Annotated in this window: 16 protein-coding genes; 11 read left to right on the plus strand and 5 right to left on the minus strand. The window is 35.8% G+C overall.

Going from position 1 to position 18,643, the window contains the following annotated elements:
• Window position 1 precedes the first annotated feature (1 nt).
• The 11 genes from F2B13_RS00615 (at window position 2) to F2B13_RS00665 (ending at window position 12,831) form a co-directional block, all read left to right on the plus strand.
• Window positions 2–667, plus strand: a complete 666-nt coding sequence (locus tag F2B13_RS00615) for an SDR family NAD(P)-dependent oxidoreductase (RefSeq protein WP_149276971.1) — start codon at window positions 2–4, stop codon at window positions 665–667.
• Window positions 664–1,362, plus strand: a complete 699-nt coding sequence (locus F2B13_RS00620) for a metallophosphoesterase family protein (protein ID WP_149276972.1) — start codon at window positions 664–666, stop codon at window positions 1,360–1,362. The genes F2B13_RS00615 and F2B13_RS00620 overlap by 4 nt, the downstream gene beginning before the upstream one ends.
• A gap of 10 nt (window positions 1,363–1,372) precedes the next feature.
• Window positions 1,373–2,323, plus strand: coding sequence for an ATP-grasp domain-containing protein (locus F2B13_RS00625; protein ID WP_149302702.1), 951 nt, complete (start codon window positions 1,373–1,375; stop codon window positions 2,321–2,323).
• 17 nt (window positions 2,324–2,340) lie between these two features.
• Window positions 2,341–3,396, plus strand: coding sequence for a pseudaminic acid synthase (pseI, locus tag F2B13_RS00630; RefSeq protein ID WP_198440057.1), 1,056 nt, complete (start codon window positions 2,341–2,343; stop codon window positions 3,394–3,396).
• Window positions 3,383–4,846, plus strand: a complete 1,464-nt coding sequence (locus tag F2B13_RS00635) for an oligosaccharide flippase family protein (RefSeq protein WP_149302707.1) — start codon at window positions 3,383–3,385, stop codon at window positions 4,844–4,846. The genes pseI and F2B13_RS00635 overlap by 14 nt, the downstream gene beginning before the upstream one ends.
• A 23-nt stretch (window positions 4,847–4,869) precedes the next feature.
• The gene (locus tag F2B13_RS00640) at window positions 4,870–5,766 is read left to right on the plus strand and encodes a 6-hydroxymethylpterin diphosphokinase MptE-like protein (RefSeq protein WP_149276976.1); all 897 of its coding nucleotides are present in this window, start codon (window positions 4,870–4,872) and stop codon (window positions 5,764–5,766) included.
• Window positions 5,767–5,826: 60 nt separating this feature from the next.
• Window positions 5,827–6,891: a hypothetical protein gene (locus F2B13_RS00645; protein ID WP_149276977.1), complete on the plus strand. Its 1,065-nt coding sequence runs from the start codon at window positions 5,827–5,829 to the stop codon at window positions 6,889–6,891.
• Between the two features lies 1 nt (window position 6,892).
• Entirely contained in the window at window positions 6,893–7,687 is a 795-nt protein-coding gene (locus tag F2B13_RS00650) for a glycosyltransferase family 2 protein (RefSeq protein WP_149276978.1), read from the plus strand.
• Between the two features lie 532 nt (window positions 7,688–8,219).
• On the plus strand, window positions 8,220–9,212 hold the full coding sequence (locus F2B13_RS00655) for an ATP-grasp fold amidoligase family protein (RefSeq protein WP_149302711.1): 993 nt from the start codon (window positions 8,220–8,222) through the stop codon (window positions 9,210–9,212).
• 213 nt (window positions 9,213–9,425) lie between these two features.
• Complete coding sequence (locus tag F2B13_RS00660) at window positions 9,426–10,217, plus strand: glycosyltransferase (protein ID WP_149276980.1); 792 nt, start codon at window positions 9,426–9,428, stop codon at window positions 10,215–10,217.
• Window positions 10,218–10,335: 118 nt separating this feature from the next.
• On the plus strand, window positions 10,336–12,831 hold the full coding sequence (locus F2B13_RS00665; RefSeq protein ID WP_198440058.1) for a GumC family protein: 2,496 nt from the start codon (window positions 10,336–10,338) through the stop codon (window positions 12,829–12,831).
• A gap of 109 nt (window positions 12,832–12,940) precedes the next feature.
• Here F2B13_RS00665 and F2B13_RS00670 read toward each other — a convergent pair whose 3' ends face one another.
• The 5 genes from F2B13_RS00670 to F2B13_RS00690 form a co-directional block, all read right to left on the minus strand.
• Complete coding sequence (locus tag F2B13_RS00670; protein ID WP_149276982.1) at window positions 12,941–13,621, minus strand: WbqC family protein; 681 nt, start codon at window positions 13,619–13,621, stop codon at window positions 12,941–12,943.
• Window positions 13,622–14,434: 813 nt separating this feature from the next.
• A complete protein-coding gene (locus F2B13_RS00675) occupies window positions 14,435–15,268 on the minus strand; it encodes a c-type cytochrome (protein ID WP_149276983.1) in 834 nt (277 codons plus the stop codon).
• Between the two features lie 23 nt (window positions 15,269–15,291).
• Window positions 15,292–16,776, minus strand: a complete 1,485-nt coding sequence (locus F2B13_RS00680; RefSeq protein ID WP_149276984.1) for a flavin monoamine oxidase family protein — start codon at window positions 16,774–16,776, stop codon at window positions 15,292–15,294.
• Between the two features lie 619 nt (window positions 16,777–17,395).
• Window positions 17,396–17,887 (minus strand): CIA30 family protein, encoded by a 492-nt coding sequence (locus F2B13_RS00685; RefSeq protein ID WP_149302717.1) that lies wholly within the window; start codon window positions 17,885–17,887, stop codon window positions 17,396–17,398.
• Between the two features lie 228 nt (window positions 17,888–18,115).
• The gene (locus F2B13_RS00690; protein WP_149276986.1) at window positions 18,116–18,580 is read right to left on the minus strand and encodes an Lrp/AsnC family transcriptional regulator; all 465 of its coding nucleotides are present in this window, start codon (window positions 18,578–18,580) and stop codon (window positions 18,116–18,118) included.
• Between the last annotated feature and the right edge of the window lie 63 nt (window positions 18,581–18,643).

Genomic DNA, 18,643 nt, shown 5'->3' on the forward strand with positions numbered 1-18,643 from the left:
TATGCGAAAAGTGTTCATCGTTACGGGGGCGAATCGGGGTTTGGGAAAGGCATTTGTAGATGTCCTAGTCAAGAACAAAAATCATTTTATTATTTCGATATCGAGAAGTGCCAGCGTAGAGCAAAATGCTTATCCATCGGCAAACTTTCGATTACTCAAAATAGACTTGTCCGACAATGGTATAGGGGAAAAAATTTCGGTGCTCAAAGATTTAGTGGGTGAGCAAGAGGTTTATTTTCTGAACAACGCCTGTATTATAGACCCTATAGTAAAAATTGAATCCTTAGAAGAAAAAGATATCGATAGAACCTTATCTATAAATGTTAAGGCGGCAATGTTGATTACAAATTACCTGCTTCGATACTTTAGCGACAACGAATTAACCTTTGTAAATATAAGTTCTGGTGCGGCAAGCAACGCTATTGAAAATTGGTCTCTATATTGTTCTTCCAAAGCATTTATGAAAATGTTCTTTGATATAGCTGAGAAGGAGTATAGCCAGTATCGTTTCTTCAATGTCGATCCGGGGGTCTTGGATACCCGGATGCAAAAATATATTCGAGCAAGTAATTTCCCGGGAAAGTCTGATTTTCAGAAATTGGAAAAAGATGGTAAGCTAAAGTCACCTGAGGCTGCTGCATCCGAAATATTAAATACGATAATATGAAAATAGCCATCATATCGGACATACATGGTAATGTTGATGCACTCAGAGAAGTGCTCAAGAAAGCCAAGAAGGAACATGTAGAGCATCTATTGATTCTCGGAGATCTTGTGGGCTATTATTATCATCCCGATAAAGTATTGGAACTTCTTTCAGAGTGGAGCTATGACATCGTTAAAGGAAACCATGAAAGAATACTTGAAGACTTGGTCGCCCAACCTAAAATGAGCGAGTCGATTCGACTAAAATACGGCAGTGGTCATCAAGAAGCTATAGATAAGCTTACCGATCAGCAACTTACTTTTCTTAGTGGTTTACCGGAAACGAAATCCGTACAATTTAATGGTATCTCCATGTTGATGTGCCATGGAAGCCCATGGGCTAACGACGATTATATATATCCCGATTGCGATACCGAAACCATACTGAAGTGCGATTCAAAGGAATACGATTTTGTGCTAATAGGGCATTCACATTATGCATTTGCGATTAAAAACGCAAATAGCATTTTACTTAATCCTGGTTCTGTGGGGCAATCCAGACAAATTGGCGGTAAAGCGTCATGGGCTATAATCAATACCGCAAATGGGTGTCTCCAAATAGTAACGACCGACTATGACAGTGAAAAGTTGTTGAACGAAGTTAAAAACAAGGATTGTGAAATACGGTATCTCACGGAAATTTTAAAACGAAAGTGATTCATTACGTATGGGAAAATTGATAAATATATTGGTTACGGGCTGCGGAGGGGATATTGGTCAGAGTATCGGAAAGATACTATCCAAATCTAAATACACCAATACCTTGTTCGGAATTGATATTTCCGATAAAAATGCTGCAAAATTTATCTATCCTAATTTCTCTGTCGGATTGCCTTTTACCCATCCAAATTATTTAAGGAAAATGGAGCTTTTTATTGACGAAAACGAGATAGATATCGTGATACCGATAGCAGAACCGGAGTTGCGATTTTTTTCAGACCAAAATATTTTGGAAACAATAGGGGGAGCCAAAATGATTACGGCTTCAAGACTGGCATTGAAGGTTGGTTTTGACAAATACGAAACAGCTGAATTTTTAAAGTGCAGAAGCTTGCCTTTTCCTTTAACGTATTTGGCAAAAGATATCAAAACAATCGAAACTTTCCCCATTATCCTGAAATCTAGAACGGGGTCGGGCAGCAAAGATCTACATAAGATCAATACGATGGATGAATTCTTCTTTTACACAAGAAAGGACAGGGATGATTTTGTGGTTCAGGAGTTTATTCCATATAAAGATGGGGAATATACGTGCGGGCTATTTAGAAGCCAGAAAGGTGAAATACGGTCCATTGTTCTTAAGAGAGAACTTGAAAAAGGCTATAGCGGATATGGAGAAGTTGTTGAGAATACTGCTATTACCGCTATTTTGGAAAATTTGGCAGTGCAGTTGAATTTGGTAGGAAGCATAAATATTCAATTGAGATTGCATAAAGGCATACCTATGGTCTTTGAAATAAATCCGAGGTTTTCAAGTACCATATACTTTCGGCATCTGTTTGGTTTTGAGGATTTGATATGGTCAATTGAAGATAGCTTGGGTTTTCCGTTGTCGGATAATCGTAAAAACGTTATCGGCAGAAAATTCTATAAAGGCTATGAAGAATACGTAACATGAATAACGAAATGAAAAGTATGACTATAGGAAATTTTATGATTGATAAAAACTCTCCAGTTTTCATTATCGCGGAGTTATCGGCGAACCATAATGGCAATATAGAAACGGCATTAAAGACTGTAAAAGCGGCTAAGAGAGCTGGCGCCAATTGCATTAAACTACAAACATTTACCGCCGATACAATTACCTTGGATTCAACCAAGGATGATTTTAAGATTAATCAAGGCACGCTATGGGACGGTCAATATCTTCATGACTTGTACAAAACCACCCATTTGCCTTGGGAGTGGCATTACGACATAATGCAAGCGGCCAAAGAAGAAGGCCTCATTTGTTTTTCATCCCCATTTGACCCGACTTCAGTCGAGTTTTTGGAAACCCTGAATGTTCCCGCCTATAAGATAGCTTCTTTTGAAATTACGGATATTCCGTTGATCGAACTTATTGCTTCTAAGGGAAAACCCGTTATCATTTCAACGGGCATTGCCGGACAAGAAGACATAGAATTGGCCTTGGACGCTTGTAAGAGAATGGGAAATACCAATATTGCGCTTCTAAAATGCACCTCTAGTTATCCAGCGCCGATTGAGGAAGCAAATATGTGTATGGTGAAGAATCTTGCCGAGCGTTATGATGTAATTAGTGGACTTTCCGACCATACTATGGGCAGTACAGTTCCAGTGGTAGCCACGGCCTTAGGAGCCAAAATCATAGAAAAGCATTTTATCTTAGATCGATCTATAGGAGGGGCCGATGCATCCTTTTCAATGAACGAAGCTGAATTCACCGACATGGTGAGAGCCATCCGCGAAGCGGAAAGCGCAATAGGTATTGTAAGTTACGAGCTTACTGAAAAGCAAAGAAAGGGAAGGGATTTTTGCAGATCTCTTTATGTTGCGGAAGACATCAAAGCAGGAGAATTGCTGACAGAAAATAATATAAGAAGTATCAGGCCAGGTTTTGGTATGCATCCAAAATTCTACAAGGATATACTGGGGGAAAAGGCAGCAAAAGACATTGAAAAAGGAGATCCTTTACATTCAGCGGCGATAGAAGGACATGGGAAATCTTAAACCAGCCATAAAAATAGCCCTAAAAAATAAGGTTGTCCTTTTTCTTTTTAGCCGATATGGAACGTATTTAATACATTTTATTAATTCGCTCTTCATTGCGGTATATTTAGGGCCCTATTATTTGGGTATTTGGGGGTTTATAAGCTTGATTATCCAATATCTGAATCATATCAATTTTGGTATCTCCCACGCTGTTACTGCCATTATTTCGGTCAATAAGAGTAACGACTTTTATATACGGAAAATTATCGGCACTTCCCTAACGTTGCTTATAGCGCTTTCCCTAATTGTAATCTTGTTTTTTATTGCCAATGCAATTTTCAATCTTGATTTAGGTAAAAAATATGACTTTTCAACCTATGCACTGTTTGTGGTTTTGATTGGAATCCTGGGATATTTTAATGCTTTATTTAGTTCTATATTTAGGGTGTATGGTCGACTCTTTGAAATTGCTTTCCAACAAACGATTTTTCCTATTTTAATATTGCTCGCAATTGTTTTTTTTAAGAAAAGTAACTTACTCTGGGCACTAGTAGTCGCTAATTTTTTGGCCTTCCTTTTCGCCTTTATTTTATATGTGATCAAAAGTCCTGTAAAGCTGAAGCCCATATTTATTTTACGATTGTTTAAATTTATTCAGATAAAAGGCTGGCATTTATTTGTTTACAACACTTCTTTTTTTCTTATAGTTATTTCAACACGATCATTTGTAAGCGGCTTTTATAGCGTAGAAAAATTTGGTTTTTTCACCTTTGCATTCTCGCTTGCCAATGTGGTATTAATGCTGCTGCAAGCCTTTTCCTTTTTGATTTTCCCAAAAATGTTGAACCGTTTTGCTTCTTCTACCAATGATCAGAATATGGCCCTTCTAGAGAAAGTAAGGGATGCTTATGTAACTACTTCCCATCTTCTAGTGCATATCGCCATTTTATCTTTTCCATTGTTTTTATTGCTATTCCCACAATATCAAAGTTCATCAAAAGCTTTTAAGTTAATCGCTCTATCCGTGGTTCTTTATACCAACTCGTTTGGTTATTCCGGTCTTTTAATTGCAAAAGGTTATGAAAAAAAATTAGGTAGGCTGGCTTTTTCGGTACTACTTATAAATATAATATGTGCGCTAGTATTGATAAAAGTATTTGATGTACCCTTCACCCATGTAATACTGGCCACGACTTTAAGTTATTTTATTTATGTCTATATGCAAGGCCTGATGGGAAGAAGCTTGCTACAATTAGACACGACCATGAAGAGCGTATGGAAAGACATCTATCCCATGCGGTTATTGGCCCCCTATATTTTAAGTTGTGGGCTTGTACTTTTTTCAGCACCAAATTACTTTTTTTTAATACCATTAGTACTGTTCTTGATTCTTAATTATAGCATATTATTGAAGCTGAAAACGGTCGTGAAATCGGTGGTAATGAACCCTAATTTCATTAATATATAACCCCTAGATTAAGCCTTTAAACCATGTTTGGACGAAGAGAAAGAGTTGCGATGTCTGTTGTAAATTTTATAGAGAACTACCTGCGCGATATCCAGTTCTACATGAAGTTTTTGATGAGCAAAGATTTAAGAAGTGAAATGTCTAGAAATAAAATGTTGAAAGATTCACATTCGGGTCAAAGATGTTTTATTGTAGGTAATGGGCCATCCTTAAAATATCATGATTTGACCAAACTGACCAATGAGCATGTGTTTACGGTAAACTATATAATGAAAAGTGATTACTTCGAAATACTAAATTCGGATTACCACTTATTTTTTGACCCAGTCGTTTTTGGTCTTGACGCCGAGAATAAAGATGATCAAACAAAAATAGATTTAATTGCAAAGACGAAAGAAACAAATCCAAAGATGACCTATATTATTCCGTATCGGAGGCGTTCTAACTTTCTTAAACTATTTCCTCATCACAAGTTCATTTTTATATATAATCGTAAAACATATACGCCTTGGCAAAAAAAAGCATCATCACTTCACCGGATTACGCCTGGTTTTCAAAATGTAATTGTGTACGCTATCAACACGGCGCTCTATATGGGTTTTAGCGAAATTTATCTTTTAGGCGTCGACATGACTGGATTTCTTGAGCATTTTGAGTACAATAAAGTCAATGATCAATGGGGGCATTCTTATTCGAAAACTCAAGAAGAAAAAGAAAGCATCAAAAAAATACTCCTTGAGTCTAATATCGATAACGAATTTTATCTCAAGACATATGGTAAAACCTTCGAGCATTTAAAAACCATGTATACTAATGTTCTGGATAAGAATGCAAAGCTCTATAATGCATCCGAGCATGGCGCATTAGATTTTATACCTCGAGTAGATTACGAAAGAATATTTTCTGACCATACAAATTGAAGTTATTAAAACCAATCTATCGATTTATTTGACTTTAAAGAATTCAACCCTTGATTAGCAATGGAGACAACCCTGGAAAGAAATAGCTACCTCAGTCATTTCATCGGAGTGCTAGTTGTTCTAATGGCATTTACAGATATTCTACAGGAAAGAATACTTCTGATAGCCAGTGCGGCAACTTCTATTGTAGTTTTTATTTTGTGTTTTCCGCTAAAGAATAAAAATCATTTTTCGGAGTCCATGCTTTTTATTCTTATCTTACTCGGTACCTCGTTATTAAATCTATTTTTTACCGAGAACAATTTTGGAGGGTCTTTGACGCTCTTAGGTAATTTGTTACTGTCTTTTCTTTACATCAATTTCAACAATAAAAAGCTTACGCTATGGGTCGTGCTATCTTATTTAATAACCATTTTATTTATTGGTTATCATTTATTTGTCTTAAATACCCATGAGAATTTAATTTATGAAGGTTTAAGTAGAAACCATGCGGGGTTTGCAGTTATATTTTGGACCATATTTTTGCTGTTTCATTTAAAACTGAACCATAACTATTTACCGTTGTTTCCAGCAATTATAGCTCTTGTACTCTCATTTTTTCTGGTGGGAAGAACTAGCTTGATCGTAAGTTCGATATTGCTTATGGTTGTCTTTTATTATAAGTTCATCGAAAGACCGAGAATTCTTTTTATTGCAATGTGCATATTTATCGGGCTTTGTTATTTTCTTTGGCTGACACTGGGAACCGATATAATCACAAATACAAACTTAGATTCAGGACTTGACACACCTCGTTGGGAATTATGGCAAATTTATTGGGAGAATTTAAACTTTTTAAATCTTCTCACAGGAGTGGATGTTACCCATCTTCCCATGTATAATGAATTTGGGGGTAATCCTCATAATTCCTTTATTAAATTTCATTCAAGGGTCGGAATAGGATGTTTCTTTCTTGTTGCTCTTTATTTTGTATCTGCCTATAAATATTTAAAGAAAAAGAATAACTATATCCTCTGGCTTCTCATACTATTAACGATGCGGGCTTTTTTCGACAGCGATATTCTGATCGGTAATTTTGACTTCATCTTTTTTATTGTAACCTTCTATTGGATTAAAACCGAGTAAGATGGCGCAAGATTTCTCCATAGTTACAGTTTCTTATAACAGTGAGAATACCATTGAGCGCACTATAAAATCGGTTTTAAATCAATCACATAAGAATTTTGAATACATTATCATCGACGGGGGATCGACTGACCGAACCAATTCAATCATCAAGAAGTACGAACAACTCTTCGAGGGAAACCTAACACATCTCACCGAGCCTGACGAGGGAATCTATGATGCCATGAACAAAGGAATTTCGCTTGCGAAAGGAAAAGTTATAGGGCTATTGAACTCTGATGATTATTATTTTGAAAACACCCTGTCAATTGTTTTCGAAGCGTACGTAAACTCTAACCTTGCTAGTGTTATTACAGGAGAACTAATATTTAAAAATGGGGATAAAGAGCAATTATTGAAAACAAGTGAAAAGCGGTTTTTGAAAAAAATGGAACAGTATAAAAATGGGGTGAGACATCCTGCGACATTCGTTCCAAAAGCTATTTATGACCGAATAGGCCTCTTCAATTTAGACTATAAAATTGCTTCCGATGCGGAATTAATGTTCAGAATTTATAAATCCAATTATGGCTTTAATTTTTTAAATCGACCACTATTGGTAATGTCTGATGGAGGCATATCGAACTCCAAAGGAATTACTGAACAAATATTATTGGAAAAAGAACTTTTGTTAAATACGTATTGCCCCAGTATGGCCAAAAGATTATTCTTTTTAACTGAAACTGCATTCAGGTTTAAGGTAAAGGAACTTGCTGCTACTATAATCTCGCTATATAGAAAGATTGAAAATACTTAATTAAGCAGCTGGGTAATTCTATAAGTGAAGGTAATCAATGTTATTTGACAAAAAGCCTAGGGTTAACAAAACCAAAAAATGGAAGCAGAAATGTTTTCGGTGGTTTTTCTTCCAACAAGAAATCGGGTTATAGGTGTGATGATAGTGGTCATTTCATGTATAACTAGCTAATACGGTATAAAAAAAATCAACGAAAATGAAACTGACCATTTTCTTGGTTACAGACCAGTTGATTGTTTTACTCTAAAACTATTTTACCCTACAAATATTTTTAATCACCTTAACATTACCTCAACATTTATAAAATGAAAGGGAAATTTATTTTTTATCTGGAAAATCGTCCCTACATGTAGAGTCAGAATAAGTAGCCTATTTCCTAATTCTAGTTCCAGATTAACATATTTCTAGGCGATTCATCGAGTTTTTTCAAAGAAACTACCGCTGCACTTACAATGTATAGTTTGAATATACGGTAATAGTCTCGTAGTCAATAGTTTTAGATTAATTTTAATAGATTAAAAGAACTATAAATTTGATTTCACGTTTTAAAGAATTAATAAAGCAAAAATCCTTAAAGTCCGCTAGGGGAATTCTTTTATATGCCCGTTTTAGGGCGATCCTTGAAAAAATAGCATTAGCAAGCATTGGAGATGAGAGGTATATAAGAACCACTTACAAGAAGCGATTTGGCCGTCAAATTAATTTAATCAACCCAAATACCTATACCGAAAAATTACAATGGCTCAAATTATTTTATAGGAATGATAAAATGCCGATTTGTAGCGATAAATACGCTGTGCATCAGTATTTAGAGAACCATGGACATAAAGCATTACTAAACGAAATACTCGGTGTCTATAAAAAGGCCGATGATATTGATTTTGATTCCTTGCCAAATAGCTTCGTTGCAAAAACAACGCACGGTTGTGGCCAGAATCTTATTTGTAAAGATAAAAATGAACTAGATTGGAAAAAGTGGAAGGAAATAATTGATTCTTGGTTGAAATTAAACGTATATGCCTTTGGCCGAGAGTGGAATTACCATCATATCCCACGTAGAATTTTAATTGAGAGGTTCATAGATCATGAGCCATTAGTTGATTATAAATTCATGTGCTTTAATGGAGAACCTAAATTTTTACAGATCAATAATGATCGTGATGGAAAACACTATGTAGATTTTTATGACATAGAATGGAATAAAGTAGATTTTACATATGACAAATTTGAACAATCCGATTATATCGTTCCTCCCCCAGATCAGATTAAGGAGATGATAGCGATTGCAAAAAAACTTAGTGCTCCATTTCCATACGTTCGAGTCGATTTTTACAACCCTCCCAATAAAATAATCTTTGGCGAATTGACATTTTTTCCAGGTAGTGGTTTGCTGCCTTTAGTTCCGCTAGAGAATAAATATGATGAATTACTAGGGTCATATATCGACCTACCTAGCCCAAATCATAATTTAGCGCTTCAGGATAAAATGAATCGTTCAAAATCATGGCGGAAAAAATATTCCTGAATAATAATACATTCTTAATAGTTATTGGTCCCAATCACCAATACAATTTTTGAAAAAAGATATTTATGTAATAAGGCTAGCTACAATTTTAATTTTGCTAATGAAAGTGATTTTTTCATAACAGTTAAGCCTCTTGCCTAAGGGCTTATTTTATTGCTGTTTAGATCTGAGTAGGCACAGGGAAATATGTTTAATCATTAAAGAAAACTGCCAATGATATCAGTAATAATGTCTGTGTATAATGCGGAACAATACTTAAAAGAAGCCGTTGACAGCGTTTTAAGCCAAACTTATAAAAATTTTGAATTCATTATTGTGAATGACTGTTCAAAAGATAATTCTCTGGCCATTTTAAAAGAATACGAAAAAAAGCATAAGAATATTACGTTGATAAATAATGCGGATAACATGGGCCTCACAAGAAATTTGAATTTGGCCCTGTCGATTGCAAAAGGCAAATATATTGCAAGAATGGATGCTGACGATATATCTGAACCAACTCGATTCGAAAAACAGAGGCTATTCTTAAAAACACATAAGGAAGTAGATATCATAGGTTCATTTTCAAAGAACATTGATGAATTCGGCGTGGTCTTAGGAACAAGAACTACCCCTATAAGCCATAATGATATTATTAGTGTGCTTCCGAAACTATGCCCGATGTCGCACCCAACGGTTATGTTCAGAAAAAGTAGTTTAGAAAAATTATGCTTTTACAATGTAAAATACACTACATCGCAAGATTATGACATGTGGTTTAGAGCGGCGAGCGCGGGATTAAGATTTCATAATCTGCCTGAATATCTGTTGCAATACAGAATGGATGGTAAATATGTAGCAAGAAAGACATTTAAATTCAGGTGGAATGACTTTAAATTACGGTTAGAGGGTTATCATAAAATGAAATTACCGTTTTATAAATATACGTATGCCCTTATTCCGTTAACACTCGGGATAATTCCAAACTCCCTTTATGCTCTGTTGAAGACATTAGACCCCCGATAGTGTCCATACCAAATTTATTAAAGGGGTTAAGGCTTCTGTCTGTTACCCTAGTTTTAACATCATATTAGTCTTGAAGTTACTAGAATATTTTAAGGTTTCCAGTATTAAATAAATGAACATGCCAGATACTACTGCCAATTCCTCCAGAAATAACAAAATTCAATTGAGAGAAGTTTTTATAAAATTTGCCCTTCACTGGAAGTGGTTTTTAGTAAGTCTTGCCATATCCATAACTTTTGCATTTTTATACCTAAAATTCGCAACTTACGAATATCAAGTATCTTCCATTATTTTAATAAACGATGAGGGTAATGATGGTGGTTCAAGCTCTGAAATCTCGACTTTCGCAGATCTTGGGCTATTCGAAGGCCCTAAAATTTCTTTGGATACAGAAATAGGTATTTTAAAGTCAAAAACCCTAATTGAAAGTGTAGTCAAAGAATTGCAACTCAATGTGACCTTTTATACTAAAAGTGGATTTTCGTTCAAAGAAGTGTATCAAAAGGAGAAACCCTTCAATGTAAATTTGGTTGTAGATGACTTAAAAATCAATGAGTTGGATACCATTTTTTCGATTAATGCAACATCTACGACAAAGTACAATTTGCTAGACATCGACGGCAATCAATTAGGGGAGGGTTCTTTCGGTGAAGTAATCCCATGTGAATTCGGGAGTTTAGTAGCCACTCCTGCCGCAATTGACAGTGTGATTGCAGGAGATGAAATCACTATAAGAATAAGGCCCATAGAAGATGTCTCGATTGACCTTACAAAACGTATTGAAGTTGTTCCTGATAATTTGAATTCTAATCTTATTGTTCTCAAATTGCAAGACCCATTGAAATCTAAGGCAAAGGACATCTTGGATAATTTGGTAATTAATTACAACAAAGACGCTATTGAGTATAAAAGAAGAATTGCCCAAAATACTGATGAATTCGTTAGTAATAGAATTGATGATATTTCCGTGGAGCTAAAAAGTTTGGACCAAGGAGTTCAATCGTATAAAACAAAAAACAATTTAAGTAATCTAGATTCTGAAGCTAGTTTGGCCATTGCGTCCAATGTTGATTTGGGAAATCGAATTGTCGAGATAACATCACAAATTAAGTTGATAGATTATGTAATGGAGTATATGAAATCAAACACGGAAGATCTAATTCCTGCAAATTTAGGATTACTTAACGAAAACGATGGTCAAAATACCATCAATTATAATAATTTGATCTTGGAACGCAATAGATTATCTACAAGCGCCAACAAAGAAAACCCCGTTATACTAAATTTGAATAATCAAATTGAAAATTTAAGGGAAAGCATTGATAGAAGCTTGCTGAATACACGAACGTCTTTAAAAATTTCGTTGGATGATGCTAAACTTCAAGAAATAAAATTGAATTCAAAAATATCATCCAATCCTAAACAGGTAAGAGAAATTAGGGACATACAACGCCAACAGGAAACTTACGAAACCTTATACCTCTATTTGCTGCAAAAAAGGGAAGAAAACTCCATTTCGTTGGCAGTAACCGCACCTAATGCCAAAATCGTCGATAAAGCGTACGGTAGTAGAGATCCAGTTGCACCAAGAAAAATGATAGTACTTCTAGCCAGTATTATGTTAGGCGTAATAATGCCTGTTTCGCTGATTACTATTCGTTCCTTGTTCAATAATAAAATTAATACTCCTGAAGAAATCGAAGACATCCTTCAAACTTCGACTATTGGGTGCATACCACCGCTGACATCGAAAAATGAATTCATTGCCTTTAATAAAGGGCAAAGCAATGTCGCAGAGTCGTTTCGTTTATTAAGGACAAATGTCAATTACTTGCTCCTAAATCATACTAAGGACTCCACAATTAGCCAGAAAAAAGTATACGAATCTACTGTTGAAACAGGGGAAGTATCTTCTATGGAGAAAATCATGTTTGATTCTTATTTTGATACTGTAAAAAGTGAGAATAAAGGCTTTGTTGGAGGGCAAAGAAGTTTTAAAGAGGCAAAAATAATTATGATAAGCTCAACGATAAGAAAAGAGGGAAAAACATTTGTGGCTCTTAATCTGGGTACTTCATTGGCTTTGCTGAACAAAAAAGTATTGTTTATAGAAGCAGATCTTAGAAACCCCGCAGTTTCAACTTACCTAAAAAAGAAAAAACAAAAAGGATTAACCCAATTTTTGACCGACCGAAGTTTGGGCCTTAGCGACGTTATCATGCATGATCAAGAAACCGATCTTGATATTTTGGGAGCTGGAAGTGTACCGTCAAATCCAGCGGAGTTATTGGCGAACGAAAGGTTTACTGAACTTTTGATACAGAGTAAGCAATGTTACGATTATATCATTGTTGATACTTCAGCACTGAATATTGCCACCGACACGTTACTACTAAGCCACTACGCCGATTTATTTATCTATGTGCTGAGAGCCAATTTTTTAAGTGAAAAATTGTTACATATCCCAAGAAAAATGTACGATAATAAAAGATTGCCCAACATGGTCTTCTTAATGAATGGTACCGATTATACGAAAACCGGATATGATAGTACCTATAGTTTCGGACAGTCAGAAGGCAATAATAAGTCCTGGATAAAAAGAATGCTGGGATAACATAGACCTTTGAAGTTGTTTTAATGGATATAATTGATCCGTTTTGCATTCGGAAGTGCGTCGTTGCGAAAGGTCTTAAAAATAGCTAAACCTCTAGTTAAACCGGTATTCAAATGAAGTGTTTCGAATTTTCCAATTCTGAGAATAAGAGATCCAAAACGGACAAATGTTCAAGGAATACATCTCCGGACTGCCTATACCGAGGATGTGTATAATTATGATAAGTCACCTTGATATGTTCCTTTACAAAAATTTCCTTGTCTTTCTCCAAATAGTCCCTTGAGCCATTATTGGCCAATAATTCGTCGGCATTCAATTTCTTACAAATATCTAAGACTAGACGGCTTTTCTTTCCTTTTGCTTCCAATTCTGAAGCCAGAACGAGTTTAGTTGGTATTTCAAGAAATTGACAACATAATGTAATGAAGGTTATGTTAAAATCTGCAATTTTTTGCCAGTCTTTTAGGTATAGATTTTTTAGAAAAGTTATCCTTTTATAATCGTTGCCATAGTTGCTCTGAAAGATATCTAAGTGTTTTTGTTTCCAATCCTGGTTATTATCGATAATGACATCCCTAATTAAAGTATTTGATTTTGCAGCCCTTGTTGGAATTCGAACCCAAATTTCCCCCTCTTCAACGTTTGTCCTTATTTTTAAACGATTTCGCATATGCCACGTCTGTTTATTGAATTGGACATTATCCAAAAAAACAAAGACATCTGCCTCTTTAATCATATTAAAATAACCTAACCAAGGGAAAAGGGTGGGTTGAGAGATACTAACTTTCATTCTAGGACACTTTCTTCGTCATAATCATCCAATTAACAAAACTAATCATAGTACTTTTCTGATTTTGATAGTGATTCAATGATGCAATTAAAATCAAAACGGGAAATTTTTAGTCATGAATACCATTTCGATTAACTTGATCGAATTGACCCTCAAGAGGCTTATTAATCAATTAGTGACCTTTTCTCGGATTGAGGAAATTTCAAAGTCACGATTGAAGGATTTTTTTGCCCGAATAAGAATACTAATATAGTGCTACTAAAACGAATAATTGAGGATTTGATTATACATAAAACACTAAAGTTGGCTCGTACGACGAAAACCTTGGTCGCATTTAAAGCGAAAATGTTGCTTATAAGCAATTTAATAGCAAATTATACATAAGTAAAAGTCTTAAAACAATTTGAAAATAGCTTTAGGTCTTTTATGAGGTCGGTAAACAAAACTGTAAGGTTATTGGTCAATACACCATCAATAGCTGAATCGTCTTTGTGCTTGTCTATAGGTTATTCCAGTGCATAACATTTTTGTTTGGCTAGGCCAATCCGAACAAGAATTTTTGTTTTGAATTGGGAATCATTTTTCAATCAATGAGGTGGATTTGAGAGTGGAACGATTATTAAGGCTCCTATTTGTCACCAAATATCGTGGTGGATGAAATCTGGGATTTTTACTATCATTTTGAAAAGCACAAATGATATCTTTATAATATCAGAAAGTAAAGCATTTTATTATAAGTTCTCATAATTTCGTCAACAAATCAATTGATTATCTTTTTTGGATTTCGAAATTGTTTTCAACCGGACTAAGACATTATCGAATGTTAAGTAGAATGGAATCTTGTCCTCTCATTTTTGAAGTAGACGTATAACTGGCAGTCAAAATATAGAATCCTTGCTCTATATTTTTTGGCTTTTCGATAATTCGAAACGTTCCTTCCAGCCCAGGTATAATCCAGTTATTTTTCTTTGCCCCTTGCTCAAGAATGAATTTTGATATCTGTTCCGTTTCTGAAACGGTCAAATCGGGATTTGAAGGCATTTCCGTATTACCCCAAAGACCTTTGGAACCCTCTAAAATAGAATTTGAAAGTGATACGATATGGGTTGATGTATTTTCATATCTATCGGCAATTTCCGAAAATGATGGGCCCGTATGTGTTGCTTTATCCGCATGACAACCGAAGCAGGTTGAATTTTTCATTAATGCCAGCCCCATATGTTCCGTTTCTTTTTTAGCCTTTTTTAGTCTATCCTTTAGCACTTTTTCAACAAGCTCTTCTGCATTTTCAATTGGTATAAATTCTATTTCTAAAAATACTTCCCCCTCATTGATCTCGCCATATTTTGAAGCGCCATCGATGGTGTCTAAAACATCAATGGAATAACGCACAAACGCATTCCATTCATAGCTGTTTGCAGTGTCTTGAGGTAGGCGTATTTTTACTTGGGGACTGCCCATTTCCTGTATTCTGTGAGGGTATGTATTTTCTTGCCAAAACATCAGTGAAGCCAGAGATATCCGTGAATTCTTAAAAGCTCCATAATCTTCAGAATGGTAGGGGTAAAACGTGTTCTCTATAGCTGAACCCTTTTTATTCGATATGCAACCCGCTATTACTAACAGAAAAACTAAAATAGATCTCACTCTGTAGTTGATTGTGACAATAATTACGCTTTTTCGATTTCTAAGGCCACCCTGATAGCTGAATTCGTAGCCGCTTCCATACCCCAACTTCTATTGTCCGCATAGGCTCCGGCAAAATGAATTCGACCATGGGGCGTCGTAGTATGTGGCCAAAATTTTGACAATTCTCCCAAATCTCCAAAACCATGTCTTTCGCAGCCATGAACGAATTGATCGCTTGACCAATCTTTCACTAAGACCTGCTCGATATCAATATTCGACTTGTTCCCTGGGTAGAATTCCTTAAAGGCCTCTAAAGTTCGTAGTGGGTTGGTTCCGCCAGGGGCTTTAGCCATCAGGGAAACCCTTTCGGTCGCTACTTCATCTGCTACTTGCCATATATGGGTAAGTGCCGGATGATTGTAGGTTAGATTGATACTTAGTTTATCCTTTAACCAGAATTTAGACCTAGCTTGAAAGACGATCCTGGTAGTTTGATCATAAGCCAGATTGTCAATTACAAATTGTTTTTTGGGAGACAAGGTTGGTTTGATCGGAATTTTTTTAAGTGCAGTGGTACGAAGACAGCAAGCCATATAATCTGCAGATATCTCTTTTGTCTCTCCGAATTCTTTATATTTCACTATTACCCCCGTTTCGCCGTTTACAATCTCCAGAACTTGGCAATCAAGCCTTACCCTTGACCCTAATCGTCTTCCGAACTCGTTCGTCAGTACTTGATTCCCCCCTTTTAATCGAAATAACTTGAATGGCTTATCATATCCCCTTAGGTGCATTATATACGCTTGCCATATGGCGTAGAGAGCAGATGTTTTACTTCCTCCTAAAGTAGCTATGGCCGCCTTTGATGCGCCGTCTTGTTTATAGATTTCTGATATGGGGATATTTTCAAGATGGTCAAATCCAATTCCAAAGGGCTGGTATTCATTTTTAAATGTATCGAAGTATGGTTCTAAGTATAGGAAGCTTAAGTCATATGAAGGGTTGGCCAATAGAAACTCTTTTTCTTTACTATTAAACCCACCTAAATCTTTTACCTTTTGATTGTAAGCCGCCTTCTGGGCCTCATCGGTAAGCCAAACTCCATCTATGCGAGTCAATCTATTTTTTCGATGGAAATAAGGGAGAACAGTGAGGTTAAACTCTTTAAGATACCTCCAGTAATTCTCATATCCCGGTTGTGTGAAATTTTCAGCGCCAAAGTCTGCATAGAGCCCATCTGCAAGACCATCATGTACCGAAAGCACTGCGCCACCAAGTCGACCCGAGGCTTCCAACACGACGACCTCATGTCCCTTTTTCATCAATTCATAGGCACAACAGAGTCCACTAATACCGGCTCCGGCAACAATAACCCTTTTTTTACGAAAAGTTCGAGACTTATTTTCTAGGATGGTCTCACTATGAGTCGCAGTATCGTTGGCCATTAGCTGTGAGGGCATAATTGAAGCACTCAATCCTGAATAAAGGGTATTACGTATAAATATCCTCCTATTAATATTTTTCATAGCCAATTATATAGCTTATATATTTCCTACTAAAGATAGTAATCGCGCTGTCGGAATACAACCAACCCCAATTGAAAATAGCAGCAGTAATTCCTCAAGAAGTTTATTCATTTCTAGATTTATTCTTTGTCGAAAGAACTGAACCATCAATAAAACTGATCGGGTTAGGCGCTACAAAATGATCATTGAAAATATAAATCAAATCATTGTTTTATTAGTACCATAAAAATTTTAGTAAAGAAAATATGGATAGCTTCAAAAACATTTAATGTACATTTTTTATTTCAGAAAAGGTCAATCTTAAAGAAAGGCCATGTTCCCTTTTTCTTAGGCATCTTGCTATAACATTTGCACCAATATCAGTAGGAAAGGAATTAGAGGGCTCTAATACTATACTATTGGTAAAGTCAAATAAGGCGAATAAGATCTCACTCATCTGAGGGTAAAATCTAAATTTTTTTCTGCTCCACATTACTATTCGTTGGATGGGCATGTAGCTTTCTTAGGATTAGCTACGATCAGCCTAGCACGTTTGGATATTTTTTTCGGCCGGGAAGATGGAGAGGGTATGGGGATTTCCGGCCAGATAAATCCTTAGGAATCGCAAGGAGGACGATGCTCATTCTAGACGTATAAAATCTATAAGGAGCTTAAATTTTTCGGGTTTTTTATTACTTATTAAAAAAGCGATTTCTTCGATATGTTCATGTTCGAAATTAGGCAGGTCTAAATTTCTACCTCTGTAGGTAGGGTAAAATTCCTTTAATGGCAATACAATATCTTCCCAAACCATTGCGGTATCGAAGGAATGATTGTAGGAGTAGCTAATTCCCGTGCTGTGTCTGATTCGGAACTGGTACGATTTACCATCACCCTTAAGACGAATTCGTATGTGGGTATTTCCCTCGGTTGCCATAGGGGCAAACGAATAGCGAACAGAAGAGAAGCCCCCATTATTTTCTAGCGACACTGTTCCTCTAAATTCGCCGTGCCCCTCTGGGGACAGTTGAAAATGCCCATCCGATCGGCCTCCCATGACCACATCATCTACAACGTTCCAGTCAGAAATGTCGCTTTCCAAAGAAAAATCAAAAATGTGTTGTGCAGCCATACTATTCAAGGTAAAAAGTAAAATAGGGATTAATCGCATGCTGAAACTTTCGGACAGCAAAATTACTTGCTTTTCAAAGATACAAATAAGCGAATGCGCTTTACCAGAGTGAATTATAAAAATAGACGCTTCCCTTTATAATTTGTTGATTTATAATAAGTTGTATGATTGAAACTTTATGGTGCGTACCTTATTAAAATGCTCCCATTATTAAACTTTTGAAAATACTCAATCAAACAATGGAATACTGGTAGTATTGATTACTTCGTTCATTACGAAATGACTTTCCATATGCCGGACGTTTTTGATAGCGGCCAGTTTTTTAAAATTAAATTCATGATAATGTTCAATATCTTTCGCATAGACTTTTAATTGAAAGTCAAATGCTCCTGTTACATGAAGACATTCCACTACTTCCGGAAATTTTTTGATTTCGTTCATGAAAACAAGGGCGCCTTCCTCCGAATGTTTTTCAATATTCACCAACACCAATACCATAACGTTCAGTCCCAATTTCTTTCGGTTAAGCAGAAACACTTTTTTCTTGAGCAACGACATGGCATTTAATTTTTTTATCCGCTCATAGACCGGGGTTACGGTTAAATCTGTGGCGGCGGCAATTTCTTTGTTGCTTATATTGGCATCTTCCTGCAGTAGACCCAAGATTTTGAGGTCTTTATTGTCTAATTTCATGTCATAGTATATTTAAACCAAAAAAAACCATTATACTTTTAATTATAGGGTAATTAAACTAAT

This window comes from Pareuzebyella sediminis (genome assembly GCF_008367235.1).
Lineage (GTDB): Bacteria > Bacteroidota > Bacteroidia > Flavobacteriales > Flavobacteriaceae > Pareuzebyella > Pareuzebyella sediminis.